Source organism: Pseudomonas sp. JDS28PS106 (assembly GCF_036706555.1).
Classification (GTDB): domain Bacteria; phylum Pseudomonadota; class Gammaproteobacteria; order Pseudomonadales; family Pseudomonadaceae; genus Aquipseudomonas.
In genome coordinates, this window is the sequence record NZ_JBAJGT010000001.1 from 266,058 (window position 1) to 292,299 (window position 26,242).

The window sequence follows — 26,242 nt, forward strand, 5'->3', positions numbered from 1 at the left end:
ATCCCAGTGTTTCAACGCAGATCGTCCGCAGCGGGAATTTCGCTACGCACCTCGATGGTGCACTTATGATCAAGCCAGGCTGTGCCAGATCCGCATGACCCTTTCACTGCGATTGGCGCGCAAGCGATGCAGGGAGATATCGAATTCGATATGCATGTCCGGGCCACCGGCGACCACCAGCTCGCCGCTCTGCAAGGCGCCATCGATCACCATGCGCGGTAGCCAGGCCAGACCGTTGCCGCGCCGGGCCATCTCCAGGATGGCTTCGTAGGAATCGGCCTGATAGATCATCCGCAATGCCAGGCGTTGAGGCAGCCGGGCGAGATGCTGAGCCAGCACACCACGCAACGACAGCGACGGCGAAAAGCCCAGCCAGGGAATGCTGGACGCGTCGCTGTCGGGATGGATCGAGAACAGCGGCTGGCCGTCGGCGTTGGGCGCGCTCACCGGCAAGAGCTGCTCCTGCGCCAGCACACGGGTTTCGAAACGCTCGTTATCGATCAGGATTCGGGTCAGCGGGCTGGAGAAGATCAGTTGCAGATCGACCTCGCCCGAGGCTAGCTTGCCGATGGCTTCCTGGGCGCCGCCGGTGACCAGCGATACTGAAAAATTGCCGAACTGCTCGTTGAGCGACTGATACCAGTCGGGAAAGAACATGCTCGCCAGGGTCCGGCCGGTGGCGATACGCAACGGCTCGTCCCGGTTTAGACCGAACGTCTGGAACTGCGCGCGGGCTGCGAGCAGCAGCTCCATGGCCTGGCTCGCCGCTTCGAGAAACAGCAATCCCGCCGGGGTCAACGACAGCGGTTGCTTGCGCTCGATCAAGGGAGCGCCTACCCAGTCTTCCAGCGCGCGAATCCGCCGTCCGAACGCCGGATGCGTCACACAGCGGTTCTCCGCAGCGCGGGACAGACTGCGCGTGCGCGCCAGCTCGATGAAATCTTCCAGCCACTCCAGTTGCATGCCGTTCCTGCCCGCCAGGGCCTCTACGTCTGAGATTGCGTATTAGCGCACAGCCTGGAGCGGCTTGTCATGGATAACGCCTTCTGCGTCCTGCCCCTTTGCAGCGGCCGCGACCGTGTTAAGTTACCGGCACATTCCATTTCGGCGGGAGGCGCCGTGACCCCTGACGAGCTGCTCGATCCTCAATACGCCCTGTTCCGCGACGAAGCGTCCAGCGAATGGACCCTGGACAATCTGCCAGCCATCCGCGCGCGCATCGCTGCGACCTATGCCCGACCTGGCGAAGGACGCGGCGAGCAGCGCTGGATACCGGGAGCGCCTGGCGCAAGCGAACTGCGGGTATGTCTTTATCGCCCGGCAGCCGTGGACTTGGGCGCTGCGCTGCCTGCCATCCTCTACGTGCATGGCGGCGGCTTCGTGCTGGGCGCCCCGGAAATGATGGACGATTATCTGGTCGAGCTGGCCGTCAGCGTCGGCGCGCTGGTGATCGCGGTGGATTATCGTCTGGCGCCCGAGCATCCGTTTCCGGCTCCGGTCGAAGACTGCTTCGCGGCGTTGCGCTGGATGTTCCACGAGGCCGAGGCGCTGGGCCTTGACCGGCGACGGATCGTACTGATGGGCCACAGCGCTGGCGGTGGGCTGGCCGCCGGGCTGGCGATCATGGCGAGGGACTGTCAATTGCCGCCCCTCGCCGGCCTGGCACTGGTCTATCCGATGCTCGATCATCGCACCGGGACGCCGGGTGCGCCCTCCCACAATCCGGTGACCGGCACTTTCAGCTGGTCCCGCGAAGCGAACCGGTTCTGCTGGGAGTGTTTGCGCGGAGGGTTCGAGCCGGTGGGCGAGCGCGCCGCGTGGTTGTCCCCCGCTCTGGCACCCACGCTGGAGGGCTTGCCGACGAGCTTCGTCGGTACCGGCGGGCTGGATCTGTTCATGGAAGAAGACGTCGCCTTCGCCCTGCAGCTGTCGCGCTCGGGGGTGCCGGTGGAGCTGCACGTCTATCCGGGAATGCCGCACATGTTCGACCTGCATCCAGGGCGCGTCACCGAGCAATGCAGGGCCGACGTGCTCCGCGCCCTGCTGGGGATGTGCGGTCGCTAGATCGCCGGGCCATCAGATCACGGTGGCGGCGCAGGCCTGCTGCGCAGATTCGCCGGACGAATCCGGCGTCTCGACAGGCTGGGCCAGTTCGCTCAGCAACCACTGTTTGAAGGTGAAAAAAGCTTCGTGCTGGCGCTGGCGCCGCGGGTGCACCAGATAGTGTCCCACGTAGCGCACCGTGATGCTGTTGTGCAGCAAGGGCGCCACCAACTTGCCGCTCGCCAGTTCCCGCTGCGCCAGCAGCGTCGATTCCACCACGACGCCCAGCCCGTCCACCGCGGCGGAAATCGCCATGGAGCTGCGATCGAACGCCAGGCCGAACTGGCCGGGGACCAGCATATCGTTGGCGGCGAACCAGCCCTTCCACTGCACCGACTGCCCGTCGCTCTGGATCAGGGTGTGGGCGTACAGATCCTGCGAGGTGGTGATCGACGCGGCCAGTTCGGGGCTGCACATCGGCGTGATGTCTTCGATGCACAAGGGGGTCTTCTCATGGGTCGAGGGGGCCGGGTCGCCGTACACGATATCAAGATCAAAATCGTCGTTCTGAAAGCTGGCGTAATCGGTGTTCGCCCAAATGCGCAGGTCGATGTCCGGGTATTGCTTGACGAAGCGCGGCAGCCTGGGCAGCAGCCACTGAGTGGCAAAGGTAGGCGCGGTGTGCAGACGCAGCGGCACGCAGGCGTCGGACTTGACCATGGCGAACCCCCGGCTCATTTCCGCAAGTCCGCGCTGCACGAACTCCAGCAGAAAACGACCTTCGCGGGTCAAAACGACGGTCCGGGTGTTGCGGGTGAACAGCACGATGTCGGTGGCCGACTCCAGTTTGCGAATGGCGTGGCTGACCGCACTCGACGAAAGGTCAAGCTCTTTGGCCGCCAGCGCGAAGGAGCACGTGCGACCCGCTACTTCGAAGATCCGCAGCGCCGAAAGCGGCACGCGACGAAACAGGTCCATTGATGAGCTGAACTCAGCAACCGATGCAAAGGAATCTTTTGTCAGGCTCATGGTTTTTCGTAAACATCCAAATGCTGATGAGTGCGGCCATATTACTGAATTTTTTGCAGTGGTCGCCTCGGATTCTCAGGTCACGAACGGAGGACAAGATGACCGGATACCCTGGCAAACTGATCGACGCTTCCACACTGGAGCGCATGAACCTGCACGCATGGCGCATTCGCCGCTTCGCGCTGCGAATGGGCGAAGTACAAGGGCAAGGCTATGTCGGCCAGGCACTGGGTTGGGCCGACGTTCTGGCGACCGCCTGGTGCCATGCGATGAACATCCGCCCAGAGAACCCCGAGTGGGAAGGTCGCGACCGCTTCCTGCTGTCCCACGGCCATTACGCTATCGCCCTGTACGCGGCGCTGCTCGAAGCCGGCGTCCTGCCCGAGCACGAGCTGGAAACCTACGGCGCCGACGACAGCCGCCTGCCGATGTCGGGGATGGCGACCTACACGCCCGGCATGGAAATCTCCGGCGGCTCGCTGGGTCAGGGCCTGGCGATTGCGGTCGGCCAGGCGCTCGGGCTGCGCATGAAGAACAACGATGCCTTCGTTTACGTCTCCATGTCGGACGGCGAACTGGACGAAGGCGCGGTCTGGGAAGCGGCATTGTCAGCGTCCCACCACAAGCTGGGCAACCTGATCAATCTGGTGGATCTCAACCGCCAGCAGGCCGACGGCCCGTCCCATGAAATCCTGCAATTCGAACCTCTGGTCGACAAGTGGGAGGCCTTCGGCTGGCATGTCCAGCGTGTCGACGGCAACGACCTTGCCGCGGTCATTGAGGCGTTCGACAAGGCCCGCGCCGTTCCCGACGCCGTGCCACGGGTCATTCTGTGCGACACCTTGATGGGCAAAGGTGTGCCGTTTCTGGAAACCCGCGACAAGAACCACTTCATTCGGGTCGAGGCCGATGAATGGCAGAAGGCAATTGCCGATCTCGATGAGCAGTACTCGCAAGGAGCCTCGCAATGACCAGCCAGACTGCCGCGAAACCCAAGCTGACCACCTCTTCCATGATGGCTTCGATTGCCGCCGAAGGTCAGCGGACCACGCCTGCTCCCTTCGGTCACGCGCTGGCGCGTCTGGCTGAGAGCGACCCGCGCATCGTCGGCATGACCGCCGACCTCGCCAAGTACACCGACCTGCACATCTTCGCCCGCCAGTATCCTGGCCGGTTCCTGCAAATGGGTATGGCCTAACAGCTGCTGATGGCGGCGGCCGGCGGTATGGCCAAGGAAGGCTTCATTCCCTTCGCGACCACCTACGCGGTGTTCGCGACCCGGCGCGCCTACGACTTCATTCACCAGGTCATCGCCGAGGAGAACCTCAACGTCAAGATTTGCGCCGCCTTGCCCGGCCTGACCACCGGCTACGGCCCTAGCCACCAGGCCACCGAAGACCTGGCGATGATGCGCTGCATTCCCAATCTGATGATCGTCGACCCCTGCGACGCGCTGGAAACCGAACAGTGCGTTGCCGCCATCGCCGGACACCAGGGTCCGGTCTACATGCGCCTGCCTCGGGGCCGGGTGCCGCTGGTGCTCGACGAATACGACTATCAGTTCGAGCTGGGCAAGGCGAAGCTGCTGCGCGATGGCGCGGATGTACTGGTGATTTCGTCCGGCCTGATGACCATGCGCGCCCTGGAAGTCGCCGACGAACTGGCAGAAGACGCGGTGAAAGTGGCCGTGTTGCACGTCCCCACCATCAAGCCGCTGGACGTCGACACCATCGTGGAGCAGTGCCGTCGCGCCGGGCGTCTGGTGGTCATTGCGGAAAACCATACGCAGATCGGCGGGCTCGGCGAAGCGATTTCGATGGCTCTGCTGATGGCGCGTGTCCAGCCCGAGGTTCGCCACGTCGCACTTCCCGACCGTTTCCTGGATGCCGGCGCATTGCCGACCCTGCATGACCGGTACGGGATCTCGACCCAGGTGATGGCCGACAACATCAGGGGCTGGCTGGGTTGAGGGTGGCCGCCCGATAACAGGCCCCGCCCGGCGGCGTCCGCCACCCGCGCTTCACTACCCCGCTGCCGGGGCACGGTGGCGGACGGCCGCCGCGCTGCAATGACTCATCGTTCGTTCAAATAATTACAAGGGAGACGGAGATGCTGAAAGGGTCAGGTCTCATGCAAAAGAAGCGCGTCTGGATCTATGCATTCCTGTTCACGCTGACGCTGATCAACTATATCGACCGGGTCTCGCTCTCGGTCGCATCCAAGGTCCTGCAAGAGGAATTTCAGATTTCGCCCATCGCCATGGGCTATCTGTTCTCGTCATTCGTCTGGCTGTACTTCGTGGCGCTGATTCCCATGGGCTATCTGGTGGGCCGCTTCGGACCACGCAAGGTCAACGGCTACGGGATCGGCGTCTGGTCGATCGCGACCGCCTGCACGGCGCTGGCGACCGGTTTCGTTTCGCTGCTCACCTGCCGGTTGATCATGGGCATGGGCGAAGCCACGACTTATCCGGCCGGCGCGCGGGTCATCCGCGAATGGATGCCGCTCAAGGAACGCGGCATGGCGACGGCTGTGTTTCACAGTGGCAGTCTGGTCGGGCCTGCCGTGGGCGCCATCGGGTTCGGCTGGCTGATTACTGCCTTCGGCTGGCGAATCGCGTTTCTGGTGGCTGCGGCCCTGGGTTTTGTCTGGCTGGCGGCCTGGCTGAAATGGTATCGCCACCCCTCGCAAACACCCTGGTTGAGCGAAGCAGAACGCGCCGAAATCTGCGAAGACGGCTCCACGGGCAACGCAGATCAACAGATGCCGGCTGACTCGCTCGGCCTGCGCGGGCTGGCCCGTTCCTGGAGCATGTGGGCCATCGCGCTGTCGCACGGCTGCGCGGTGTCCGCGACCTACTTCTTCCTGACCTGGCTGCCCACCTACTTGCAGGCCGAGAAAGGTCTGACCGTCATGAGTAGTGGCATCTACACCGCGATTCCGTACCTGGGCGCCGCCGTGCTGGCGATCGTCATCGGCCGGATCAGCGACACCGTGGTGCGTCCTGAACTGGCGCGCTCCGGTCAACGGCGTGTGGTGGTGGCGAGCGTGTTGCTGGCATCGGCAGTGATCTTCCTGGTGCCGGTGCTGAGCAACACTTGGGCGATCCTGTTCGTCATTACCCTGTCGCTGGCAAGCTGCGGCTCGGCGATTTCCCTGAACCTGTCGCTGGTAAACGATCTGGTGCGCTCCGAGGACGACGTGGGCACGGCGGCAGGCTTCATCACGGCGGTGGGCAATCTGTTCGGCCTGCTGGCGCCCATCGTGACTGGCTACGTGGTGGCGGGCACCGGCCAGTTCGCGCCGGCATTCATGGTGGTCGGCGTATTGCTGGTCGTAGGTGCGATGCTGTCGATGTTCTGCACCCGTCGGCCGATTGGCGCGATGCCGGAGAAAGGCGCGGTGGTCAGCGGATAGAAACGGCTGGCGGCATGGACGCCGCGCAGGAAATAAAAAAGGACTGGTCCAGACCAGTCCTTTTTTTGTGCGCGCTGCTTATTTCTTGAGCTTGTAGGCGATGATCTGATCGCTGACGCCGGTTTCCATGAACGCATGGCCGGTGGCGCCAATCAGCACGTACTGCTCGCCATTGATCTCGTAGGAGATCGGGTTGGACTGACCGCCGGCAGGCAGTTCGTCCTGCCAGACGACTTCACCGGTCTTCATGTCGATGGCGCGGAACAGATTGTCGGTGGCCGCACCCACGAAGATCAGGCCACCTGCTGTGACCACGGTGCCGCCGTTGTTTGGCAGGCCGATGTTGAACGGCATGTGCGACGGAATACCGAACGGACCATTACGGCGGGCGGTGCCCAGCGGCTCGTCCCAGACGGTCTTGCCGGTGTCCATGCTGATGGCGCGGATGCTGCCGTATGGCGGCGCCGAGCATGGCACGCCGGTGCCCCAGTTACGCCAGCCGGCGTTGACGCTGATCGCGTAAGGCGCATTGATCTGCGGATACATCGAAGCACCGCCTTCGCCCTTGCCGGATTTGCTGCCGGCCGGTTTCTGGATGTCCGCCGCGGGTGCCGGGGCGTAGATCGGGCGCAGGCCCAGCTCATTGGCACGCTCTCGCGGAACCAGCTGGTTGAGGTTTGGAATGTCGTTGTAGTTGGCGATCAGCAGACGACGTACCGGATCGATGGCGATCGAGCCCCAGTCAGAGCCCCCGTTGTAGCCAGGGTACTGAATCCACGGACGATCAAGAGACGGCGGCGTCAGATAGCCTTCGTAGTTGGCGTTGCGGAATTGAATCCGGCACATCAGCTGGTCGATGGGCGAGAAACCCCACATATCGGCTTCGGTGATCGGCTCCTTGCGCAGCGTGTGCCACTTGGAAGTCGGCTGGGAATCGGCCAGGTATTCCGGCTCCACCGAGCCCACTTTCGGCGCCTTGGCTTCGCCGAGCGGAATCAGCGGCTGGCCGGTGGCGCGGTCCAGAATATACATGTCGCCCTGCTTGGTCGGCAGCAGAATGGCCGGCACCTTGCGGCCTTGCTGGTCCGGGAAGTCGAGCATGGTCGCCTGGCTGCCCAGGTCGTAGTCCCAGACGTCATGGCGGATGGTCTGGAAGTGCCAGACGTCCTTGCCGGTGGTCACGTCGACCGCCACCAGCGACGTGGCGTACTTGTTCTCGGCTTCGCTGCGGTTGGAACCGTAATAGTCGATGGACGAGTTGCCCAGCGGCAGGTAAACGTAGCCCAGCTTTTCGTCAGCCACGCCGGCCGCCCACATGTTCGGGGTACCGCGCGTATAGGTCTGCCCCTCCGCCGGACCGTGCACGTTGTCGGGATTGCCCAGATCCCAGGCCCAGGCCATCTTGCCGGTCACTGCGTCATAGCCACGGATCACGCCGGACGGCGCGTCTTCGTCCTGACCGTCACGTACCTGGGCGCCGGTTACCACAACGCCGCGCACGATGGTCGGCGGCGCGGTGACGGCGTACCAGCCCGGCACTTTCTTGCCGATGCCGTCCCAAAGATCGACCTGGCCGTTCTGGCCGAAATCTTCGCAGGGTTTGCCGGTGGCGGCGTCCACCGCGATCAAGCGTGCATCCAGGGTCGCCTCCACTACGCGGGTCTTGCACTGAGCGTCGGCGGCCAGTTGGGGCGCGGTATAGACGGCCACGCCACGGCAAGCGGCGGCGTGCGGAATCGCCTGATCCGAAACCTGGGGGTCATAGCGCCAGTTCTCGGTACCCTTGGCGGCGTCCACTGAAATCAGGATGTTCTTCGCCGAGCACATCAGCAGGTCGTTGCCGATTTTCAGCGGCGTGCCCTCCGGCGAGTAGCGCGCGCCGGTCTTGGGCAGATCGCCAGTGTGGAACACGAACGCACGCTCCAGCTTGCTCACGTTCTCAGGCGTGATCTGCTGGAGCGGGCTGTAACGCTGGGCGTTTTCATCGCCGCCATAGTAAGACCAGTCTGACGGGTTGCCGGCCGGATCGCCGTTCAGCGCGTGGCCGTCCACGACCGGTGCCGGGGCACCTTCGTAATCATGACGGGAATGGGTGACCAGCCCGCCGACCACGAAGATCGCACCGGCCAGCACGACGAACCCTGCCGCCCACTTGGGCTGCAGCGCTTTGCGAGGCGCAGCACCGACGGCCGGACGGTTGACCAGCGCTGGCGACACCAGCGCGACCAGGACCAGTACCACCGAAATTGCCACCAGGCGGGGCACCAGGCCCCAGGCGTTCATGCCGACTTCCCACAGCGCCCAGACCAGCGTTGCCAGCCAGATCAGGCTGATCAGCGCCAGCGCCGCGGGTTTGCGACGCCACAGCAGAGCGGCGGTTGCCAGCAGCGCGATACCGGCCAGGCCGTAGTACCAGCTTCCGCCCAGACCGATCAGCCAGACGCCGCCGATCACCAGCGCCAGGCCGAACAAGCCCGTCAATATTGAAAGAACGCTACAGGCCAGGCGCAGCGCGCCGCCCTGATGCGTAGCGTTAGGGGGGGAGGTGTTCATAATCGTGAAATTTTTCCCTTTGATGAATTTCTAGAGTCGCGCTGACGATCACGGACCCGTCGGCCTCACGGCCACCCACGCTGCGCGAGCTGAAATAGCTGAGGTCGTCGACGCGAACTGCGCTTTTTAGTCGCACCCTGACGGGGTTACAAAAGGTTTGTTTTCACCGATTGATGAACAGGCTTCATTAGTTGCTTGAAAGTGCTTCACCGGTTCCAAGCGAGGCAACAGTGAAGCGCGAGCCGCAGCGGCCGCGCGGTTATCGTCCACCCGGTTCTTGTACGTTTGATTTGGAAAATACGGAGTTTGCGGTACGCCGCGAACGCGTAGGAGCCAGCTTGCTGGCGATCTGCCGCGAAGCGGCAGCAAAAACGGATAACGCGTTGTTTCGGACAGACCGCGTTATCGTTCATCGCCAGCAAGCTGGCTCCTACGAGGCCAGCGCCATTGCGGTTCGCTGAGGTGTTGGGCGAAGAAGTCGGACAGCACCTTGATCTTCACCGGCCGGCTGCGCGCCGACGGCGTCACGAAGTAGAGCCCGCCGCGGGTCAGGTGCCAATCCGGCAAGAGCACTTCCAGACGGCCGTCGGCCAGGTACTCGCTGGCGATGAATTCCGGCAATTCGCCGATGGCCAGGCCTTCTAGCAAGACCGGCAGCAACGCATCGGAATTGGTGACCCGCAGCGGGCCTTTGGGCAGCACATCGTATTCCGCGCCGTCGTCTTCGCGGGTGAACCGCCAGACCTGGTTGCGCGCCCGATAGGCATAGGCCAGGCAGGACCGCTCGGCCAGATCACGCGGATGGCCGGGCCGGCCGTGGCGTTCCAGATAGCCGGGAGCGGCGACCAGAAACTGGGTGACCGCGCACAACCGGCGGGCGACCAGCGACGAGTCCGGCAACGACGCGATCCGCAGTGCCGCGTCGAAGCCTTCGGCAACCAGATCCACGCTGGCGTCCGACAGGTGAAGGTCGATGGAGAGCTCCGGGTACTGGCGGATCAGTTGCGGCAGCAGCGGCGCCACCCAGCGCAGGCCGAACGACATCGGCACCGCGAGCCGCACCTGGCCGCGTGGCGTCACCGACAGTTCTTGCGCTTCGCTTTCGACTTCCTCGGCCTGCCGATAGATATCGCCGGCCTGGGCCGCCATGCCGACGCCAAACTCGGTCAGTGCCAACTGCCGCGAAGTGCGGTTGATCAGACGCCCGCCCAGACGCTCTTCCAGCCGCGCCACGGCCCGCGAGACAGTCGGCACCGAAACGCCCATCACCCGAGCGGCCGCCGCGAACGACCCCTCCTCAGCCACCTTGGCGAACATCGCCAACCCTTCGAAATCCGGCAATTTGCTCATTTCATTTCTGCAACGATGACTTTCAGGCAATTCTATTTTGAAACCAATAAGACGTCGATAAGCTTTCTCCACACACCGCGAATCTCTATCTGACTCGCTCATCATCGCAAAGGGGAAACATCATGACTGGCAAACTTCAAGGCAAGATCGCACTGGTAACCGGCGGCACCACCGGCATCGGCCTGGCAACCGCCAAGCGCTTCGCCCAGGAAGGCGCTCACGTGTACATCACCGGCCGCCGGCAGGCCGAGCTGGACACCGCCGTTCAGGAAGTCGGCAACGCGACCGGCGTACGGGTGGACTCGACCCGCCTGGATCAGCTCGATGGCCTGTACGACCGGATCGGTGCCGAACAGGGTCGTATCGATGTCCTGTTCGCCAATGCCGGCGGTGGTTCGATGCTCCCGCTGGGCGAAATCACCGAGCAGCACTTCGACGACACCTTCGACCGCAACGTCAAAGGCGTGGTATTCACCGTGCAGAAGGCCCTGCCGCTGCTGGCCCATAACGCCTCGATCATTCTGACCGGATCCACCGCCGCCAGCTCCGGCACGGCTGCTTTCAGCGTATACGCCGCGTCCAAGGCCGCCGTGCGCTCCTTCGCTCGCAACTGGATTCTGGATCTCAAGGATCGCAACGTACGGGTCAACACCATCAGCCCCGGCGCGACACGCACTCCGGGCTTGGTCGACCTGGCAGGTCCCGACCGCGACCAGCAACAGGGCCTGCTCGACTACCTGGCCGCGCAGATCCCCATGGGTCGGGTCGGCGAGCCTGAAGAAATCGCCAGCGCCGTGCTGTTTCTGGCATCGAGCGACGCCAGCTTCGTGAACGGTATCGAGCTGTTCGTCGATGGCGGGCAAGCGCAGATCTGAATGGCTTTCCCCTCTTGAACTCAGGCGGCTGCCTCTCGACCTTGCAAAAAGGTTGATCCGGGCGGCCGCCTGAACGCACACTCGCGCCGTCACCAGCCCGGGCATGGACTCATGCAGCAGAAAATCCTTCGCGATGCCTTTCAGGGCATGACTATCTTCTTTGCCGTGGCGAGAGAAAAAAGTTTCACCAAGGCAGCCGCCCAACTGAATCTGTCCCAGACCGCGGTCAGCCACGCCGTGCGCTCTCTGGAGCAACGTCTGGGGGTGCGCCTGCTGACGAGAAATACCCGCAGCGTGGTTCCCACCGAAGCCGGCGAGCGTCTGCTGGAAAGCGTGGCGCCCCAGCTCGCGGAGATCGATCTGGAACTGGCCGCCCTGTCCGACCTGCGCGACAGCCCCACTGGCACCATCCGCATCACCGCGTCGGATTTCGCGATCCGTACTGTATTGATGAGCAAGCTCAAGACCTTCCTGCCGCGCTACCCCGACATCAAGGTCGAACTGGTCGCCGACAACGTTCTGCGCGACCTGGCGGTCGATAACTTTGATGCAGGGGTTCGTCTCGGCGAGTCGGTGGCGCAGGACATGATTGCCGTGCGCATCGGGCCGGACGCAGGTTTCGCGGCAGTCGCGACCCGCCGTTATCTGCACGACCGGGCGCACCCGGCAAATCCCCGCGAGCTCACCCAACACAATTGCATCAATTTGCGTCTGCCGACCCACGGTGGCCTTTGGGCCTGGGAGTTCGAGAAAGACGGCCATGAACTGAATGTCCGGGTGGACGGCCAGCTGACCTACAACAGCATCTTCGACTGTCTCGACGCGGCCATCGCCGGGTTGGGAATCGCCTACGTGCCCCATGAGCTCGCCGAGCCCTATATCAAGTCCGGTCATCTGGTCTGGCTGCTGCAAGACTGGTCGCCCGCCTGGCCGGGCCTGCATCTCTACTACCCGAGCCGCCGCCAGCCTTCCGGCGCGATGTCGCTGTTGATCGCGGCATTGCGCTATGAACCCTGAAACCTGGCGCATGCCCTGCGTTACTGATTAATCAATCCTATGCATGAGTGCTTGCGGTTTATGCGGTTTATCGCGGGCCGTCCCAACGCATAAGCTGGGTGCTTTCCCGTTCTGCCGGCGGCACTGACCGCCAAGGAGACCCTCATGATCGTGAAAGCCTACGGCGCCTACAGCGGTGTTCAGCCCCTGCAATCCCTGGACATCGAGCGCCGCGACCCCGGCGCCCATGACGTGCGGATCGAAATTGCCTACTGCGGGATCTGCCACTCCGACCTGCATCAGGTACGCGGCGAATGGGCAGGGACGCAGTTCCCCTGCGTGCCGGGCCATGAGATCGTCGGTAGAGTCGCCGCGACGGGTCCGCAGGTGACCGGGTTCAAACCCGGAGATCTGGTCGGTGTCGGTTGTATCGTCGACAGCTGCAAAACCTGCGCGGACTGTGAATCAGGCCTGGAAAACTACTGCGACGGCATGATCGGCACCTACAATTTCCCGACCCGGGACCAGCCCGGCTGGACGCTGGGCGGCTACTCGCAGCAGATCGTCGTGCACGAACGCTACGTGCTGCGAATCCGTCACCCCGAAGCGCAACTGGCGGCCGTCGCGCCTCTGCTGTGCGCTGGCATCACCACCTGGTCGCCGCTGCGCCACTGGAACGCGGGGCCTGGCAAGAAAGTCGGCATCGTCGGGATCGGGGGGCTGGGCCATATGGGAATCAAGCTGGCTCATGCCCTGGGCGCGCATGTCGTGGCGTTCACCACGTCCGAGGCCAAACGGGACGCGGCTCGCGCGCTGGGCGCGGATGAAACCGTGCTGTCCAGCGATCCCGAGGAAATGGCTCGGCATGCCAAGAGTTTCGACCTGATCGTCAATACCGTCGCCGCGCCGCATGACCTGAATGCATTTCTGGCATTGCTCAAGCGCGATGGCAATCTCACGCTGGTTGGCGCACCGGCCTCGCCGCATCCGTCTCCGGAGGTCTTCAACCTGATCCTCAAGCGTCGTTCGATCACAGGTTCGATGATCGGCGGCATTCCGGAGACCCAGGAGATGCTCGACTTCTGCGCCGAGCACGGCATCGTGTCCGACATCGAGATGATCGCCGCCGACCAGATTAACGACTCGTTCGAACGCATGCTCAAGGGCGACGTGAAATACCGCTTCGTGATCGACTCCGCCACCCTGGCGGGCTGATCGCGGCACCCGCGAGCCTGTCGCTTCCCTCCCGTTCACCTGTACACGCCGTCATCCGCCGCCGTCCTCGCGACCGGCGGCTGGCGTGCGTCGTTTCGCAACAATGCCTGGCAGACTGTTATGAAAACCGATGTATCCAACACTTCCGCAACACCGGCTCAACCGGGCGCGGCCTGGGGCGCTGTACTTGCCATGGCCATGGCGGCCTTCGCGCTGGTGGCTTCCGAATTCATGCCGGTCAGCCTGCTGACGCCCATCGCCGGCGATCTGGCGGTCAGCGAAGGCATGGCGGGACAAGCCATCGCAGTCTCCGGCGCTTTTGCGCTGATCACCAGCCTGTGCACTGCCTCGATGGCGGGCCATCTGGATCGCAAGCGGTTACTGGCCGGGCTGACGCTGTTGATGGTCGTTTCCGGCACCGTGGTTGCGTTTGCCCCCAATTACGCGATATTCATCGTCGGCCGCGCCTTGATCGGCGTCGCGATCGGCGGTTTCTGGTCCATGTCGGCGGCCACGGCGATGAGGCTGGTGCCGGCCGACAAAGTGCCGCGCGCGCTGGCGATCCTCAACAGCGGCAACGCCCTGGCGACTGTGATCGCCGCGCCGCTGGGCAGCTTTCTCGGCTCGATCATCGGCTGGCGGATGGCGTTTTTCGCCGTGGTGCCGGTGGCGGTGATCGCGCTGTGCTGGAAGCTGTTCAGCCTGCCGGCCATGAAGGCCGAGCCCGGCCGCCGTTCCGGCAACGTCTTCAAGCTGCTGACGCGCCGGCCTGTGGCCCTGGGCATGGCCGCTTCGAGCCTGTTCTTCATGGGCCAGTTTTCGCTGTATACCTATCTGCGTCCGTTTCTGGAAAACGTGACCCAGGTCGAGGTGTCGACCCTGTCGCTGCTGCTGTTGCTGGTCGGCATCGCCGGGTTCATCGGCACCCTGTTGATCGGCGGCTTTCTGAAAAACGGCGTGCATAGCACGCTGACCGTGATTCCGGTACTGATGGCCCTGATCGCATTCGGACTGATCCAGCTCGGCGACTCGTTGACCTTGACCGCCGGGCTGCTGGGCCTCTGGGGGCTGGTCGCCACGGCCGCTCCGGTCGGCTGGTGGACATGGCTGGCGCGGGTGATGCCCCATGACGCGGAAGCCGGCGGCGGACTGCTGGTGGCGGTGGTGCAACTGGCGATCATGCTCGGCGCGACCCTTGGCGGCGTGCTGTTCGACCATTATGGCTACGCCGCTACCTTCCAGATGAGCGCCGCGCTGCTGGTGATCTCGGCCGTGCTGACGATAATGACCGGGCGCGCCGAAGCCTGCGAGTCGCAGACTGCCGCCGTGTCCGGGCAAGCCGTGCACAATGGCGCCTGAATCCCAATGAATGTCATCGGCGGACAGACCCGTGGCCCGAGAACCTTACAGTGACCTGCTGGCCCTGATTGCCATTGCCCGCGAGCGCAGCTTCACCCGCGCCGCGGCGCAGCTGGGCGTCTCGCAATCGATGCTCAGCCACACGATCAGGGCAATGGAGGCACGCTTGGGCGTGCGCCTGCTGACCCGCACCACCCGCAGCGTGTCGGTCACCGAAGCCGGGGAACGGCTGCTGCGCGTGGTCACTCCGCGGTTCGAGAACATCGAGTCCGAGCTCAAGTCCATCGCCGAAATGGGCGACGCGCTGGCCGGCACTGTGCGTCTGACCGCGACCGATCATGCTATCGATACCTTGTTGTGGCCGCGACTCGCGCCACTGCTGGCCGAACATCCGCAGATCCAGCTGGAGGTTCATTCCGACTATGCCCTGACCGACATCGTGACCGGTCGCTTCGATTTCGGCGTGCGACTTGGCGACGGGCTGTCCCGGGACATCTCGGCAGTGCGTATCGCGCCTGACCTGCGCTTTGCCATCGTCGGCGCCCCCGGCTATCTCGCCAGCCGCCCGCCTGTGAACGGCCCCGAAGATCTGGTCCGGCACGATTGCATCAACCTGCGCTTGCCCACCCACGGCAATCTCTATGCGTGGGAACTGGAGAACGGTTCGCATCATATGAATGTGCGGGTCAATGGCCGACTGGTATTCAATGGTATTTATCAAGTGCTCAATGCTGCCTTGTCGGGCCACGGTCTGGCTTATGTTCCGGAAGACCTCGCACGACCACACTTGGAAACCGGCCACCTGACGCCGGTACTTCCTGCCTGGTGGGCCGAGTTCCCCGGCTTTCATCTGTATTACTCCAATCAGCGGGAAACTTCGAAACTCATGCGGTTCTTCATCGAACAGTTGCGCTACCAGCCCTAGGGCCCCACAGGGGACGTAACTGGACTAACCGCGAGAATGCGCTATAACCAAAGTCGGGCATTAAAAAAAGCGCTGAAATCACCACGATTGAATACCGGCAGACGAGTGATTAATTCGGTCGAATGATTAACTGAAAGTGGCGCTCGCTTTTTATAATCAGACCGGGATACAACGTCGGCGAATCCCGTTGCGGTCGTGCATTATTGGGGAACGATGATTCACCGGAAGATGGATATGAGGTCAGTAGCTTTATCGTTAGTTGCACTCTTCTGGCTCACTGCATGCTCCGCCACGCAGCAGCCGTCCATTGTCGATTACGCATCTGTCAACGCAGTCCCCCCTCCGGAAAAAATGCTCGGCCTCTGGCAAGGCCCGCTGGGCGGCGGCCTGCTGACGTTCAGGATAGGCCCTAGCGGCAAGATCGCCTCCTGCATGGAAAACGGTGGCTACCGGCATACCGCCGAAGCGAAATATGCTTGCGGGTCCATCAACTTCGACGACGGCTCGCGCGCCCAGATGAGTCTGTCGCGCCAGGGCGAATTACTCCTGACCTCCCCGCCGGGCCATCAGGCCGCCGTGCTGCATCAGATGCCGGCTACTACTGACTACTGGTGCCGATGAAAGCCGGAGGCGCCGTGCTGGCAGGCACGACGCCGATCGATATCAGGACCCCGTGCAGACCTTGAGCGCCGACGGATCGTCGGGCAGGAAGGAGTCAGGCACGCCTGGTTTGAGCACCACATAGCCGCGTCGCCAAGGCTGGTCGTCGACCATGTTCCAGCGATGACCGGAACCGGTATTGTCCTCCGCCAACAGCACTTCGCCGGGATGGAGCGTGAATTTTTCTCCAGTCCTGGTCACGAACGCCAGGGTGCCGGAAAGCGTCATCACGAATTGCGGCTCCGGATCGCGGTGCCAGTCGTAGGAGCTGTGGGCTGGCGTCTGCTTGAAATGTATGGCAGTCACGTCGGTGCGCGCTTTAAGGTCGATGCTGCCTTCGATGACGTGGGAATTCTTGTCCGCGCCGGTGCAAAGCTTGTACGCCTTGATGTGATCGGCGGCAGGCGCGGCCTGCGCACATCCAAGGCCGGCAAGCGTCAGCGTGACGATGCCCGCTGTGCGCATGCACAGGCGAGACAAGGACAGGGTTGCAGGCGCGCACGCAAAGCGGTTCTTCTGATACATGAAACAGCTACCTCCTTGAACGGTGCCGGGCATCTTCCTTGTGCGCCGCGCCGCGAACAATTAACTAATATTTCACCGGCTATAGGCCATCAAGGGCTCTGGCATGCGCCTCTCAGAGGCTCTCAGGCCGGAATCTGCGGCTGCGTCCAGCCTTGCACGCTTGATACAAGCGACCGATGCGACATACGCTTGCGCGATCCCCGCGCTTGAGCGACTCCCCGGATTCTCCCGTCACAAGGAAATGCCTTGGCTTCCCCACCTCCTCCCGGCCTGCTGAAAACCGCGCTGATCGGCCTTGCGCAGATCATCTCCTGGGGCGGCTCCTTCTACCTGCTGGGCGTGCTCGCGGGACCGATCTCCAGAGACACCGGCTGGTCTCAGCCGTGGGTGCTGGGCGGCGTTTCCATCGGTTTGCTGATCGCCGCAGCCTTCGCGCCGTTATGCGGACGTCTGATCGACCGGCGTGGTGGCAGAGCCGTGCTCGGCGCTCATGGTTATCTGCTGGCCGCCGGCTTGCTGATCGCGTCGGTGGCGCCTTCACTGCCGGTGTTTCTATTGGCCTGGATAATCATCGGCATCGCCATGGCCGGCGGTCTGTATGACGCTCTGTTCTCTTCGCTGGGCGCGACCTACGGCATGGCTGCCCGGCCGGTGATCATCGGGATCACCTTGATCTCCGGCTTCTGCACGACGGTGATCTGGCCGCTGCTGGCTTTCATGAATCTGCACCTGGGCTGGCGCGGCACCTGCGCGCTGTATGCCGTCATTGCGCTCGTGACCTTGCATCCGCTGTACCGCTACGCGTTGCCCCCTTCCCCGCTCGCGACTTCGACAGCGAGACGAAGCACAGGCGAAAACGCGGTGTTGTCCCCCGCCATCTATTGGTCGATGACCGCAGTCTTCGCCATCGCCGCCGCGCTGATGACCTGTCTTTCCACGGTCCTGATTACCATTCTGCAACTGCGCGGTCACAGTCTGGCCTCGGCCATCGCCTTGAGCGCGCTGATCGGCCCTGCCCAGGTGCTGTGCCGGATCATCGACCTGTCGCTCAAACGGCAATCGCCGTTGCTGTCGGCATTGCTGTCCAGCGGGCTGACCGCCGGCGGCCTGCTGCTGTTTACCTTCGCGCCGGATCTGGCCGCCTGGGCGCTGGTGTGCTACGGCGCTGGCAACGGCATGCGCGCCATCGTCAAGAGTACCTTGCCGCTCACGGTCGTCCGTGCATCGGAATACGCGGTGCTATCTGGCAGGATGTCGCGACCTGCCTTGCTGGCCCAGGCGATAGCACCCGTCGGCAGCGGCTATGTCATTGCGCACTGGGGCGGCGAAGCCATCGTCTACGTGATGCTCGGCATGGCGCTTGTGGCGTTTGGGCTGAGTGGCTGTCTTGTACGGATGATCGCCCGAAGGACATCGAGCGCAGCCTGACGCTCACGACTGCGGCATCAAGGTCGCGATCAGTGCCCTGACCGTAGCCGGCAGCGCTTCGAGGTCGCGCACCAGAATGCTTCGCTCGCGCACCGCCCAAGGTTCGTCCAGCTCCACAGTGACTAGAGGCAGGGTGCGGCTATGCCGCGCCGCGGCGGACTCGGGGATGATGCCAATGCCGACGCCCGCCTCCACCATGCGACAGATCGCCTCGAAACTCGACACCTGGATACGCAGTGACAGGCTCTCGCCCATGCGCTCCACCTGATCACGCAGAAAGCTCAACAGGGTACTGCCCTCGTGCAGGCCGATGTGCTGAAAGGCCAGGGTCTGTTTCAGGGTGACGGCCTTGCTGGTTGCCAGTTCATGACCGACCGGCACGGTCAGCACCAGCCGGTCGGTGCTGAAGTGGATCACTTGCAATCCGGCGGCCTGGACGGGGCCTGCGATGATGCCCATGTCGGTGCTGCCATCCAGCACGCCACGCACGATGTCCCGCGACAGGCGCTCCTGCAGATCGACGGTGACGCCAGGTCGCCGGGCGAGAAACCCGGCCAGTACCTCGGGCAGGAATTCGGTGACCGCCGTGGTGTTGGCGAAGATGCGGATGTGCCCCACCGAATCGGAGCCCATGTGGGTGAACTCGGCCTTGAGGTAGTCGACCTGACTCATGATCAGCCGCGCGTGCTTGAGCAGCTTGTGGCCGGCCGGGGTCAATTCGACCCCCCGGCTGTCGCGGTAAAGCAAGCGGGTATCAAGCTGGCCTTCCAGCGCCTTGATACGCGCGCTGGCGGCGGCCGGGGAAATGAATGCCCGGCGCGCACCTTGGGTCAGGCTCGGCGATTCCCCGATATGAATGAAAAGACGCAGGTCAGCCAGATCGAAGTGCATGGATGGCTCCGCAAAGGGTCGAGGCGTTCAGCATAGCTGAACGCCGGGTTATGCAAATGCAGATTCTCGGAATGCTCCGGGCCTCGCATGATCGGCGCATAACAACAAACGCAATCGCGGAGACCGCCCCTCATGCATGCCCCGGACACGCCCATGGATCCGACTGCCTGGATCGGCAAGACCCAACAGGCCCAGGACGTCTTCAGCCGCAATCTGGTTAAACGTATCGCCGCCACCTTGACCGAGTCCGTCCCCGAGGACGGCCAGCCCCTGCCGCCTCTATGGCAGTGGTGTTTCTTTCAGGAGCCGGTATTCGAGACCGGCCTGGGTGTCGACGGCCATCCTGCCCGTGGCGGCTTCCTGCCCCCGGCCGAGGATCGCAACCGCATGTGGGCCGGCGGCCGGGTCGAATTCATCGAGCCGCTGCGGGTCGGCGGTGAGGCCCAATGCACCTCGACCATCACCAACGTGGAAGAGAAGCTCGGACGCACCGGTTCGCTGCTGTTTGTCACCCTGCGCCATGACTATGTTCAAGACGGCCGGTTGTGCGTCCGCGAGGAACAGGACATCGTCTATCGCGAACCCAGCGCGCCGCGCCTGACCAGCAGCCCGATGCCGGAAGGAAGCGAATGGGACGAAACCGTCAGCCCGACGCCGACCCTGCTGTTCCGCTATTCCGCCGTTACCTTCAATGGCCACCGCATCCACTATGACCATCCCTACGCGACCGCGACCGAAGGCTACCCGGACCTGGTGGTGCACGGCCCGCTGATCGCGACGCTGAGCCTGCGTGCCTTCATGCGCGCCAATCCTGACAAGCCGGTTCGCCGCTTCGCCTATCGCGGCGTACGCCCGCTGAACCTGCCGGCGCCTCTGCAACTGGGCGGCCGCATCGTCGAGCCCGGTCAGGCGCAATTGTGGGCCGGCAATCAGGACGGCATCGTCCAGAGCGCCGACGTGAGCTTCGACTGACCCTTTTTACCCGAACGCAGCGCTGGCCCCTGCGGCGCAGCCGATTCCGAGGACCGACCATGAATCCGTATCAAGACGAAGACCTCAATGCCATCCGCGAAGGCGTGCGCGCGCTGTGCGCCGGATTCGACGCCGCCTACTGGCGCCGCATCGACGAAGAAAAAGGCTTCCCGGAAGACTTTGTCAAAGCGCTGACCGAAGCCGGCTGGCTGTCGGCAATGATTCCCGCCGAATACGGCGGCTCGGGGCTGGGTCTGGCCGAGGCCTCGGTGATTCTCGAAGAGGTCAACGCTTGCGGCGGCAACTCAGGCACCGTGCACGGCCAGATGTACAACATGTTTACCCTGCTGCGCCACGGCAGCGAAGAACAGAAGCGTCATTACTTGCCGCGTCTCGCCAGCGGCGAGCTGCGCTTGCAGTCGATGGGCGTCACCGAGCCAACCACCGGCACCGACACGACCAAGATCAAGACCACGGCGGTTCGCCAGGGGGACAACTACGTCATTAATGGCCAGAAGGTGTGGATTTCCAGAATCCAGCATTCGGACCTGATGATCCTGCTGGCGCGCACCACCCCGCTCAGCGAAGTGAAGAAAAAGTCCGAAGGGATGTCGATCTTTCTGGTCGACCTGCGCGAGGCGATCGGTAAGGGACTGACGGTCCAGCCCATCGCCAACATGGTCAATCACGAAACCAACGAGCTGTTCTTCGACAATCTCCTGTTGCCCGCCGACAGCCTGATCGGCGAGGAAGGCAAAGGCTTCAAATACATCCTCGACGGCCTGAACGCCGAGCGAACCCTGATTGCCGCCGAATGCATCGGCGACGGCCGCTGGTTTATCGAGAAGGCCAGCGCCTACGCCCGCGACCGGGTGGTGTTCGGCCGTCCCATCGGCCAGAACCAGGGCGTGCAGTTCCCCATCGCCGAGGCGCACATCGAAATCGAGGCGGCAGACCTGATGCGCTGGCGCGCCTGCGAGGAATACGACAGCGGCCGCAACGCGGGAGCCAGCGCCAACATGGCCAAGTACCTGGCGGCCAAGGCGTCCTGGGAAGCCGCCAACGCCTGCTTGCAGACCCACGGCGGTTTCGGGTTCGCCTGCGAATACGACGTCGAGCGCAAATTCCGCGAAACCCGCCTGTATCAGGTCGCGCCGATCTCCACCAACCTGATTCTGTCCTACGTCGCCGAGCACTTGCTTGAACTGCCACGCAGCTTTTGAGGCCATGCCATGAACCACACCGACGCCCTCGCGACCTTCCTCGCCGAGCTGAGTTACGAACAGATTCCGGCCGCCGTGCTGGACCGCACCGAAGACCTGTTTCTGGACTGGATCGGCTCGGCCCTGGCCAGCCAGAACGCTCGGCCGATTCCGCTGTTCGAACGTTATGCCGAGCGCATGGGCCCCGCGCACGGGGCAGCCAGGATTCTGGTCAGCGGTCGCGGCACGTCCGCGTACTTCGCCGCGCTGGTCAATGGCGCCTCGTCCCACTTGGTAGAGCAGGATGACCTGCACAACAGTTCGGTGCTGCACCCCGCCACCGTGGTGTTTTCCGCTGTGCTGGCCGCGGCCCAGGACCTGGGCAAATCCGGCAAGGACCTGTTGCTGGCGTCGGTGGCGGGCTATGAGGCGGGTATCCGCATCGGCGAGTTTCTTGGCCGCTCGCACTACCGGATCTTTCACACCACCGCCACCGTCGGGACGCTTGCCGCCGCAGTCGGCGTTGGCAAATTGCTGGGGTTCGACAAGGAAAGATTCATCAACCTGCTGGGCACCGCCGGCACCCAGGCCGCCGGTCTCTGGGAGTTTCTGCGCGATGCCGCCGATTCCAAACAGCTGCACACGGCCAAGGCGGCCGCCGACGGTCTGCTGGCGGCTTACCTGACCGAGGACGGCCTGACCGGCGCGCGCAATATCCTCGAAGGCGAACAGGGCATGGCGGCGGGCATGTCCAGCGACGCCGACCCGGCGAAGCTTTCCGACCGGTTAGGCAGCCGCTGGGCGCTGGCGGAAACTTCGTTCAAGTTCCACGCTTCCTGTCGCCACACCCACCCCGCCGCCGATGCCCTGCTGGCGTTGATGCAGCGCGAAGGCCTCAGCCATGAACAGATTGCCAGCGTGACGGCGAGGGTCCACCAGGGCGCTATCGACGTGCTGGGCCGGGTCGTGAAACCGACCACCGTGCATCAGGCGAAGTTTTCCATGGGCACGGTGCTGGGGCTGATCGCGGTACATGGCAGCGCGCAGCTGATCGAATTCCGCGACCTGGCGCTGACCGACCCGCGGGTGGACGCCTTCCGCGAAAAGGTCCACATGGAGCTGGACCAGCAGGTCGATGCGGCCTATCCAGCGCGCTGGCTGGGTCGCGTGACAGTGACGACAACCGACGGCCACAGCCTTTCGGCGGCCATCGACGATCCCAAGGGCGATCCCGGCAATACCCTGTCGCGGCGCGATCTGGAAGACAAATTCCAGCGGCTGCTGGCGTTCTCCGGTGCCCGCACGCCGGAACAAGGCCAGGCGCTGATCGACAAGGTTTGGCAACTGCGTGATGCGCAGTCGCTGGGCGACCTGATTTAACCCCGGCGCAGGCCGTGCTTTGTGAGCAGGTGAATCCACATGAATCCTTCCAACCCACGTCCTCTGGACGGCATCACAGTGATCAGTCTGGAACATGCCATCGCGGCACCCTTCTGCACGCGGCAACTGGCGGACCTTGGCGCGCGCGTGATCAAGATCGAGCGCCCCGGCAGTGGTGACTTCGCCCGTGGCTACGACCAGCGGGTAGACGGCCTGGCGTCGCACTTCGTGTGGACCAACCGTTCCAAGGAAAGCCTGACCCTGGACCTGAAACAGGCCGACGCCACGGCGATTCTCGACGCGCTGATCGGCAGGGCCGACGTCCTTGTGCAGAACCTGGCGCCCGGCGCGGCGGCCCGCATGGGGTTGTCGTTCGAAACCCTGCATGAGCGTTACCCCAGGCTGATCGTCTGCGACATTTCCGGGTACGGCGAGGGCGGCCCTTATGAACGCAAGAAAGCCTACGACCTGTTGATTCAGAGCGAAGGCGGTTTTCTCTCGGTCACCGGCGGCCCCGGCGAACAGGAGATGGCCAAGGCCGGCTGCTCGATCGCCGACATCGCGGCGGGCATGTATGCCTACACCGGTGTCCTGTCGGCATTGTTGCTGCGGGACAAGACTGGCGTCGGCAGCCGGATCGACGTCTCGATGCTGGAAAGCCTCGTCGAATGGATGGGCTACCCGATGTACTACGCCTACAACGGCGCGCCGCCTCCCCCGCGCGCCGGTGCTTCGCACTCGACCATCTATCCTTATGGTCCTTTCCCGGTCGGCGATGGCGGGACGGTGATGCTGGGTTTGCAGAATGAACGGGAGTGGACGGCGTTCTGCGAGAAAGTCCTGCTGGACCCTGCGCTCGCCACCGACGAGCGCTTCAGCGCCAACTTCAAACGTTCGGAAAACCGTGACGAATTGCGCCGGATCATCGTGGAGAGTTTTGCCCGGCTGAATGTCGATGAGGTCGTAAAGCGTCTTGAAGATGCGCAGATCGCCAACGCCCGGGTCAATGACATGCAGGGCGTGTGGAATCATCCGCAACTCCAGGCCCGCGACCGCTGGCGCGAGGTGGGCAGCCCTAGCGGCCCGCTGCCCTCGATGCTGCCACCGGGACGCAACGCCGCCTTCACGCCGCGCATGGATGGCGTTCCGGCGCTAGGCCAGCACACCGGCAGCATTCTCAGCGAACTGGGCCTGACGGCGGACGAGCAAAGCCGGCTGGCGGCTGCCGGCGTGGTCTGAGCAGGCGAACGCTTGGCGCCGCTGTCTTTCGATTCATTGATCAGGAGTCTTGTCATGCCCCCGACCATCATCCGCTCGGCGCTGTTCGTGCCCGGAAGCCGGCCAGAGCGTTTCGCCAAGGCGCTGGCCGCCGGAGCCGACGCAGTCATCGTCGATTTCGAAGATGCCGTTGAAGAACCCCTGAAAGCCCAGGCGCGGGATAACCTTGCGGCATTTTTGGGCCAGACACCCTCGGCGCGGGTCTGGGTGAGAGTGAACGCACCGGCGCACCCGGAGCATGCGCAGGATCTGGCGTTCTGCGCCGCGCAGTCCGGCGTGGCCGGCGTCTTGTTGCCGAAAGTCGAAAACGCGATCCAGGTGGCGGCGGTCGCCAGGACCGGCAAGCCGGTATGGCCGATCATCGAGAGCGCCAAAGGCTTGCTGGCGCTCGCGGACATCGCCGCCGCGCCCGGCACCGAACGGCTGTCGTTCGGCAGTCTGGATCTGGCGCTGGACCTGAACCTCACCCCGGACACGCCGAGCGCGACCCTGTTTCTGGATCAAGCGCGCATGTCCGTGCAACTGCACTCCCGTGGCGCCGACCTGCAGCCGCCGCTGGACGGCGTCTACCCGGCCATCGAAGATCCCGACGGCCTTGAACAGGCGGTGCGGCATGCCGCTGACATGGGCTACGGCGGCGCGCTCTGTATCCACCCCAGGCAAGTACCGGTGATCCACGCCACGCTGATACCCGATCAAGCCCGGCTCGACTGGGCGCGTCGGGTGATCGCCGCCAGCGCCGCGGCCGATGGCGCGGGGGCGTTCAAGCTGGACGGCCAGATGATCGACGCACCTGTGCTGCTGCGCGCCGAACGCTTGCTGGCGCTGGCGGCCACGGATCCGGCCGCCGCAGAACGTGGCGATACCGACCGGGCCTGCTAGCGTTGCAAGGGAGGTGACGCCCCCGGCCCGCGCCCCGGACGACGGCGTTCAGCATTGCCGAACGCCGGGTTATCAAAAAGCTGATTCTCGAAATGCGGCCGATTGGTCCATCTTGATACCGGAAACGCTTCGAACGGCTTCAGCGCCTTGCCGGCCTGGAACTGAATGCTCCTACAACAATAAAAAGGTGATATCGATGTTGAAGCTGACCAAGGCGCTGTTCTGCGCCGCAGCCGTATCCATGGCCGGCCTGGCTCAGGCTGCCGATCCCGTCATCATCAAATTCGCGCATGTCGTGGCGGAAAACACGCCCAAGGGCCAGGGCGCGCTGATGTTCCAGAAGCTGGTCGCCGAAGATCCGCAGCTCAAGGACAAGGTCAAAGTCGAGGTCTATCCCAACTCTTCGCTGTTCGGTGATGGCAAGGAAATGGAAGCGCTGCTGCTGGGGGACGTGCAGATGCTCGCGCCGTCGCTGGCCAAGTTCGAGCACTACACCAAGCAGATACAAATCTTCGACCTTCCCTTCCTGTTCGACGACCTGGCGGCGGTCGACCGTTTCCAGCAAGGCCCGCAGGGCAAGGCGCTGCTGACGTCCATGGATGACAAGGGCATCCGCGGCCTGGCTTACTGGCACAACGGCCTCAAGCAGCTTTCGGCCAACAAGAAGGTCATCCTGCCCAAGGATGCCCGAGGTCTGAAGTTCCGCGTCCAGGCCTCCAGCGTCCTGGAAGAACAGTTCAAGGCGATCCGCGCCAACCCGCGCAAGATGAGCTTTGCCGAGGTGTACCAGGGCTTGCAGACCGGCACGGTCAACGGCACCGAAAACACCTGGTCGAACTACGAAAGCCAGAAGGTGCATGAGGTCCAGCCGTTCTTTACCGAGACCAACCACGGCCTGATCGACTACATGGTCATCACCAACACGAAGTTCTGGAACGGCCTGCCGGAAGACGTGCGCAGCGAGCTGCAGAAAATCATGGATCAGGTCACCGTCGAGGTGAACAAACAGGCCGAGGCTCTGAACCAGACCGCGCGGCAGAAAATCATCGACGCCAAGACCAGCGAAGTCGATCCACTGACCGCCGAGCAGCGTCAACAATGGCGCGACGCGATGCGTCCGGTATGGGAGAAATTTTCCGACCAGATTGGCGCCGACCTGATCAAGGCCGCCGAGCAGGCCAACAAGCCGTCTTGATTCGCCACCCGCTGCAAGGCGGAATGACAGGCAGTGCCGTGAATGCGGTTACCCGTTCGGGTAGCCG

The 26,242-nt window shown here is 63.6% G+C and carries 22 protein-coding genes and 1 pseudogene; 17 read left to right on the forward strand and 6 right to left on the reverse strand.

Annotation, left to right across the window (positions count from 1 at the left end; genetic code table 11):
• Positions 1-69 precede the first annotated feature (69 nt).
• A complete protein-coding gene (locus tag TRP66_RS01130; RefSeq protein ID WP_333399476.1) occupies positions 70-963 on the reverse strand; it encodes a LysR family transcriptional regulator in 894 nt (297 codons plus the stop codon).
• Positions 964-1,119: 156 nt separating this feature from the next.
• Here TRP66_RS01130 and TRP66_RS01135 point away from each other — a divergent pair, with 156 nt between their 5' ends.
• Entirely contained in the window at positions 1,120-2,064 is a 945-nt protein-coding gene (locus TRP66_RS01135; protein ID WP_333399477.1) for an alpha/beta hydrolase, read from the forward strand.
• Between the two features lie 12 nt (positions 2,065-2,076).
• Here TRP66_RS01135 and TRP66_RS01140 read toward each other — a convergent pair whose 3' ends face one another.
• The gene (locus TRP66_RS01140; RefSeq protein ID WP_333399478.1) at positions 2,077-3,072 is read right to left on the reverse strand and encodes a LysR substrate-binding domain-containing protein; all 996 of its coding nucleotides are present in this window, start codon (positions 3,070-3,072) and stop codon (positions 2,077-2,079) included.
• 98 nt (positions 3,073-3,170) lie between these two features.
• Between TRP66_RS01140 and TRP66_RS01145 the strand changes: the two genes are divergently transcribed.
• The 3 genes and pseudogenes from TRP66_RS01145 (at position 3,171) to TRP66_RS01155 (ending at position 6,489) form a co-directional block, all read left to right on the forward strand.
• Positions 3,171-4,043: a transketolase gene (locus TRP66_RS01145; protein WP_442965147.1), complete on the forward strand. Its 873-nt coding sequence runs from the start codon at positions 3,171-3,173 to the stop codon at positions 4,041-4,043.
• Positions 4,040-5,041: pseudogene (locus tag TRP66_RS01150) on the forward strand (transketolase family protein). The gene TRP66_RS01145 and the pseudogene TRP66_RS01150 overlap by 4 nt, the downstream one beginning before the upstream one ends.
• 161 nt (positions 5,042-5,202) lie before the next feature.
• Positions 5,203-6,489, forward strand: coding sequence for an MFS transporter (locus TRP66_RS01155; protein ID WP_333399479.1), 1,287 nt, complete (start codon positions 5,203-5,205; stop codon positions 6,487-6,489).
• Between the two features lie 78 nt (positions 6,490-6,567).
• Here TRP66_RS01155 and TRP66_RS01160 read toward each other — a convergent pair whose 3' ends face one another.
• Both TRP66_RS01160 and TRP66_RS01165 read right to left on the reverse strand, forming a co-directional pair.
• Positions 6,568-9,042: a membrane-bound PQQ-dependent dehydrogenase, glucose/quinate/shikimate family gene (locus TRP66_RS01160; protein WP_333399480.1), complete on the reverse strand. Its 2,475-nt coding sequence runs from the start codon at positions 9,040-9,042 to the stop codon at positions 6,568-6,570.
• Positions 9,043-9,444: 402 nt separating this feature from the next.
• On the reverse strand, positions 9,445-10,392 hold the full coding sequence (locus TRP66_RS01165) for a LysR family transcriptional regulator (protein WP_333399481.1): 948 nt from the start codon (positions 10,390-10,392) through the stop codon (positions 9,445-9,447).
• A gap of 122 nt (positions 10,393-10,514) precedes the next feature.
• Here TRP66_RS01165 and TRP66_RS01170 point away from each other — a divergent pair, with 122 nt between their 5' ends.
• The 6 genes from TRP66_RS01170 (at position 10,515) to TRP66_RS01195 (ending at position 16,383) form a co-directional block, all read left to right on the forward strand.
• Positions 10,515-11,267: an SDR family NAD(P)-dependent oxidoreductase gene (locus TRP66_RS01170; RefSeq protein WP_333399482.1), complete on the forward strand. Its 753-nt coding sequence runs from the start codon at positions 10,515-10,517 to the stop codon at positions 11,265-11,267.
• A 111-nt stretch (positions 11,268-11,378) separates the two neighbouring features.
• On the forward strand, positions 11,379-12,284 hold the full coding sequence (locus TRP66_RS01175; RefSeq protein WP_333399483.1) for a LysR family transcriptional regulator: 906 nt from the start codon (positions 11,379-11,381) through the stop codon (positions 12,282-12,284).
• Between the two features lie 144 nt (positions 12,285-12,428).
• Entirely contained in the window at positions 12,429-13,478 is a 1,050-nt protein-coding gene (locus TRP66_RS01180) for an NAD(P)-dependent alcohol dehydrogenase (protein WP_333399484.1), read from the forward strand.
• A gap of 120 nt (positions 13,479-13,598) precedes the next feature.
• Positions 13,599-14,837: an MFS transporter gene (locus tag TRP66_RS01185; RefSeq protein ID WP_333399485.1), complete on the forward strand. Its 1,239-nt coding sequence runs from the start codon at positions 13,599-13,601 to the stop codon at positions 14,835-14,837.
• A gap of 31 nt (positions 14,838-14,868) precedes the next feature.
• The gene (locus tag TRP66_RS01190) at positions 14,869-15,762 is read left to right on the forward strand and encodes a LysR family transcriptional regulator (protein ID WP_333399486.1); all 894 of its coding nucleotides are present in this window, start codon (positions 14,869-14,871) and stop codon (positions 15,760-15,762) included.
• A 351-nt stretch (positions 15,763-16,113) separates the two neighbouring features.
• Complete coding sequence (locus TRP66_RS01195; protein ID WP_333399487.1) at positions 16,114-16,383, forward strand: hypothetical protein; 270 nt, start codon at positions 16,114-16,116, stop codon at positions 16,381-16,383.
• A 42-nt stretch (positions 16,384-16,425) separates the two neighbouring features.
• On the opposite strand, the gene TRP66_RS01200 is transcribed toward TRP66_RS01195, so the two are convergent.
• Entirely contained in the window at positions 16,426-16,947 is a 522-nt protein-coding gene (locus TRP66_RS01200) for a hypothetical protein (protein ID WP_333399488.1), read from the reverse strand.
• Between the two features lie 246 nt (positions 16,948-17,193).
• Between TRP66_RS01200 and TRP66_RS01205 the strand changes: the two genes are divergently transcribed.
• On the forward strand, positions 17,194-18,375 hold the full coding sequence (locus tag TRP66_RS01205; RefSeq protein WP_333399489.1) for an MFS transporter: 1,182 nt from the start codon (positions 17,194-17,196) through the stop codon (positions 18,373-18,375).
• 3 nt (positions 18,376-18,378) lie between these two features.
• Here TRP66_RS01205 and TRP66_RS01210 read toward each other — a convergent pair whose 3' ends face one another.
• The gene (locus tag TRP66_RS01210; RefSeq protein WP_333399490.1) at positions 18,379-19,266 is read right to left on the reverse strand and encodes a LysR family transcriptional regulator; all 888 of its coding nucleotides are present in this window, start codon (positions 19,264-19,266) and stop codon (positions 18,379-18,381) included.
• Positions 19,267-19,398: 132 nt separating this feature from the next.
• On the opposite strand from TRP66_RS01210, the gene TRP66_RS01215 reads away from it, so the two are divergent.
• The 6 genes from TRP66_RS01215 (at position 19,399) to TRP66_RS01240 (ending at position 26,175) form a co-directional block, all read left to right on the forward strand.
• Positions 19,399-20,238 (forward strand): FAS1-like dehydratase domain-containing protein, encoded by an 840-nt coding sequence (locus TRP66_RS01215; protein ID WP_333399491.1) that lies wholly within the window; start codon positions 19,399-19,401, stop codon positions 20,236-20,238.
• 59 nt (positions 20,239-20,297) lie between these two features.
• On the forward strand, positions 20,298-21,461 hold the full coding sequence (locus tag TRP66_RS01220; RefSeq protein WP_333399492.1) for an acyl-CoA dehydrogenase family protein: 1,164 nt from the start codon (positions 20,298-20,300) through the stop codon (positions 21,459-21,461).
• A 9-nt stretch (positions 21,462-21,470) separates the two neighbouring features.
• Positions 21,471-22,820 carry an MmgE/PrpD family protein gene (locus TRP66_RS01225; RefSeq protein WP_333399493.1) on the forward strand — a complete coding sequence of 450 codons (1,350 nt, stop codon included), beginning with the start codon at positions 21,471-21,473 and terminating at the stop codon, positions 22,818-22,820.
• 39 nt (positions 22,821-22,859) lie between these two features.
• The gene (locus TRP66_RS01230; RefSeq protein WP_333399494.1) at positions 22,860-24,059 is read left to right on the forward strand and encodes a CaiB/BaiF CoA transferase family protein; all 1,200 of its coding nucleotides are present in this window, start codon (positions 22,860-22,862) and stop codon (positions 24,057-24,059) included.
• A 54-nt stretch (positions 24,060-24,113) separates the two neighbouring features.
• Positions 24,114-24,980, forward strand: a complete 867-nt coding sequence (locus TRP66_RS01235; RefSeq protein ID WP_333399495.1) for an HpcH/HpaI aldolase/citrate lyase family protein — start codon at positions 24,114-24,116, stop codon at positions 24,978-24,980.
• Between the two features lie 196 nt (positions 24,981-25,176).
• A complete protein-coding gene (locus TRP66_RS01240; protein ID WP_333399496.1) occupies positions 25,177-26,175 on the forward strand; it encodes a TRAP transporter substrate-binding protein in 999 nt (332 codons plus the stop codon).
• Positions 26,176-26,242: the final 67 nt, after the last annotated feature.

What these genes read in the sequence shown, in the direction of transcription:
- TRP66_RS01130 (WP_333399476.1), bottom strand. Translation starts at nt 963, where the DNA reads ATGCAACTGGAGTGGCTGGAAGATTTCATCGAGCTGGCGCGCACGCGC.
- TRP66_RS01140 (WP_333399478.1), bottom strand. Translation starts at nt 3,072, where the DNA reads ATGAGCCTGACAAAAGATTCCTTTGCATCGGTTGCTGAGTTCAGCTCA.
- TRP66_RS01145 (WP_442965147.1), top strand. Translation starts at nt 3,171, where the DNA reads ATGACCGGATACCCTGGCAAACTGATCGACGCTTCCACACTGGAGCGC.
- TRP66_RS01155 (WP_333399479.1), top strand. Translation starts at nt 5,203, where the DNA reads ATGCAAAAGAAGCGCGTCTGGATCTATGCATTCCTGTTCACGCTGACG.
- TRP66_RS01160 (WP_333399480.1), bottom strand. Translation starts at nt 9,042, where the DNA reads ATGAACACCTCCCCCCCTAACGCTACGCATCAGGGCGGCGCGCTGCGC.
- TRP66_RS01165 (WP_333399481.1), bottom strand. Translation starts at nt 10,392, where the DNA reads ATGAGCAAATTGCCGGATTTCGAAGGGTTGGCGATGTTCGCCAAGGTG.
- TRP66_RS01170 (WP_333399482.1), top strand. Translation starts at nt 10,515, where the DNA reads ATGACTGGCAAACTTCAAGGCAAGATCGCACTGGTAACCGGCGGCACC.
- TRP66_RS01175 (WP_333399483.1), top strand. Translation starts at nt 11,379, where the DNA reads ATGCAGCAGAAAATCCTTCGCGATGCCTTTCAGGGCATGACTATCTTC.
- TRP66_RS01180 (WP_333399484.1), top strand. Translation starts at nt 12,429, where the DNA reads ATGATCGTGAAAGCCTACGGCGCCTACAGCGGTGTTCAGCCCCTGCAA.
- TRP66_RS01185 (WP_333399485.1), top strand. Translation starts at nt 13,599, where the DNA reads ATGAAAACCGATGTATCCAACACTTCCGCAACACCGGCTCAACCGGGC.
- TRP66_RS01195 (WP_333399487.1), top strand. Translation starts at nt 16,114, where the DNA reads ATGCTCGGCCTCTGGCAAGGCCCGCTGGGCGGCGGCCTGCTGACGTTC.
- TRP66_RS01200 (WP_333399488.1), bottom strand. Translation starts at nt 16,947, where the DNA reads ATGTATCAGAAGAACCGCTTTGCGTGCGCGCCTGCAACCCTGTCCTTG.
- TRP66_RS01210 (WP_333399490.1), bottom strand. Translation starts at nt 19,266, where the DNA reads ATGCACTTCGATCTGGCTGACCTGCGTCTTTTCATTCATATCGGGGAA.
- TRP66_RS01215 (WP_333399491.1), top strand. Translation starts at nt 19,399, where the DNA reads ATGCATGCCCCGGACACGCCCATGGATCCGACTGCCTGGATCGGCAAG.
- TRP66_RS01220 (WP_333399492.1), top strand. Translation starts at nt 20,298, where the DNA reads ATGAATCCGTATCAAGACGAAGACCTCAATGCCATCCGCGAAGGCGTG.
- TRP66_RS01225 (WP_333399493.1), top strand. Translation starts at nt 21,471, where the DNA reads ATGAACCACACCGACGCCCTCGCGACCTTCCTCGCCGAGCTGAGTTAC.
- TRP66_RS01230 (WP_333399494.1), top strand. Translation starts at nt 22,860, where the DNA reads ATGAATCCTTCCAACCCACGTCCTCTGGACGGCATCACAGTGATCAGT.
- TRP66_RS01235 (WP_333399495.1), top strand. Translation starts at nt 24,114, where the DNA reads ATGCCCCCGACCATCATCCGCTCGGCGCTGTTCGTGCCCGGAAGCCGG.
- TRP66_RS01240 (WP_333399496.1), top strand. Translation starts at nt 25,177, where the DNA reads ATGTTGAAGCTGACCAAGGCGCTGTTCTGCGCCGCAGCCGTATCCATG.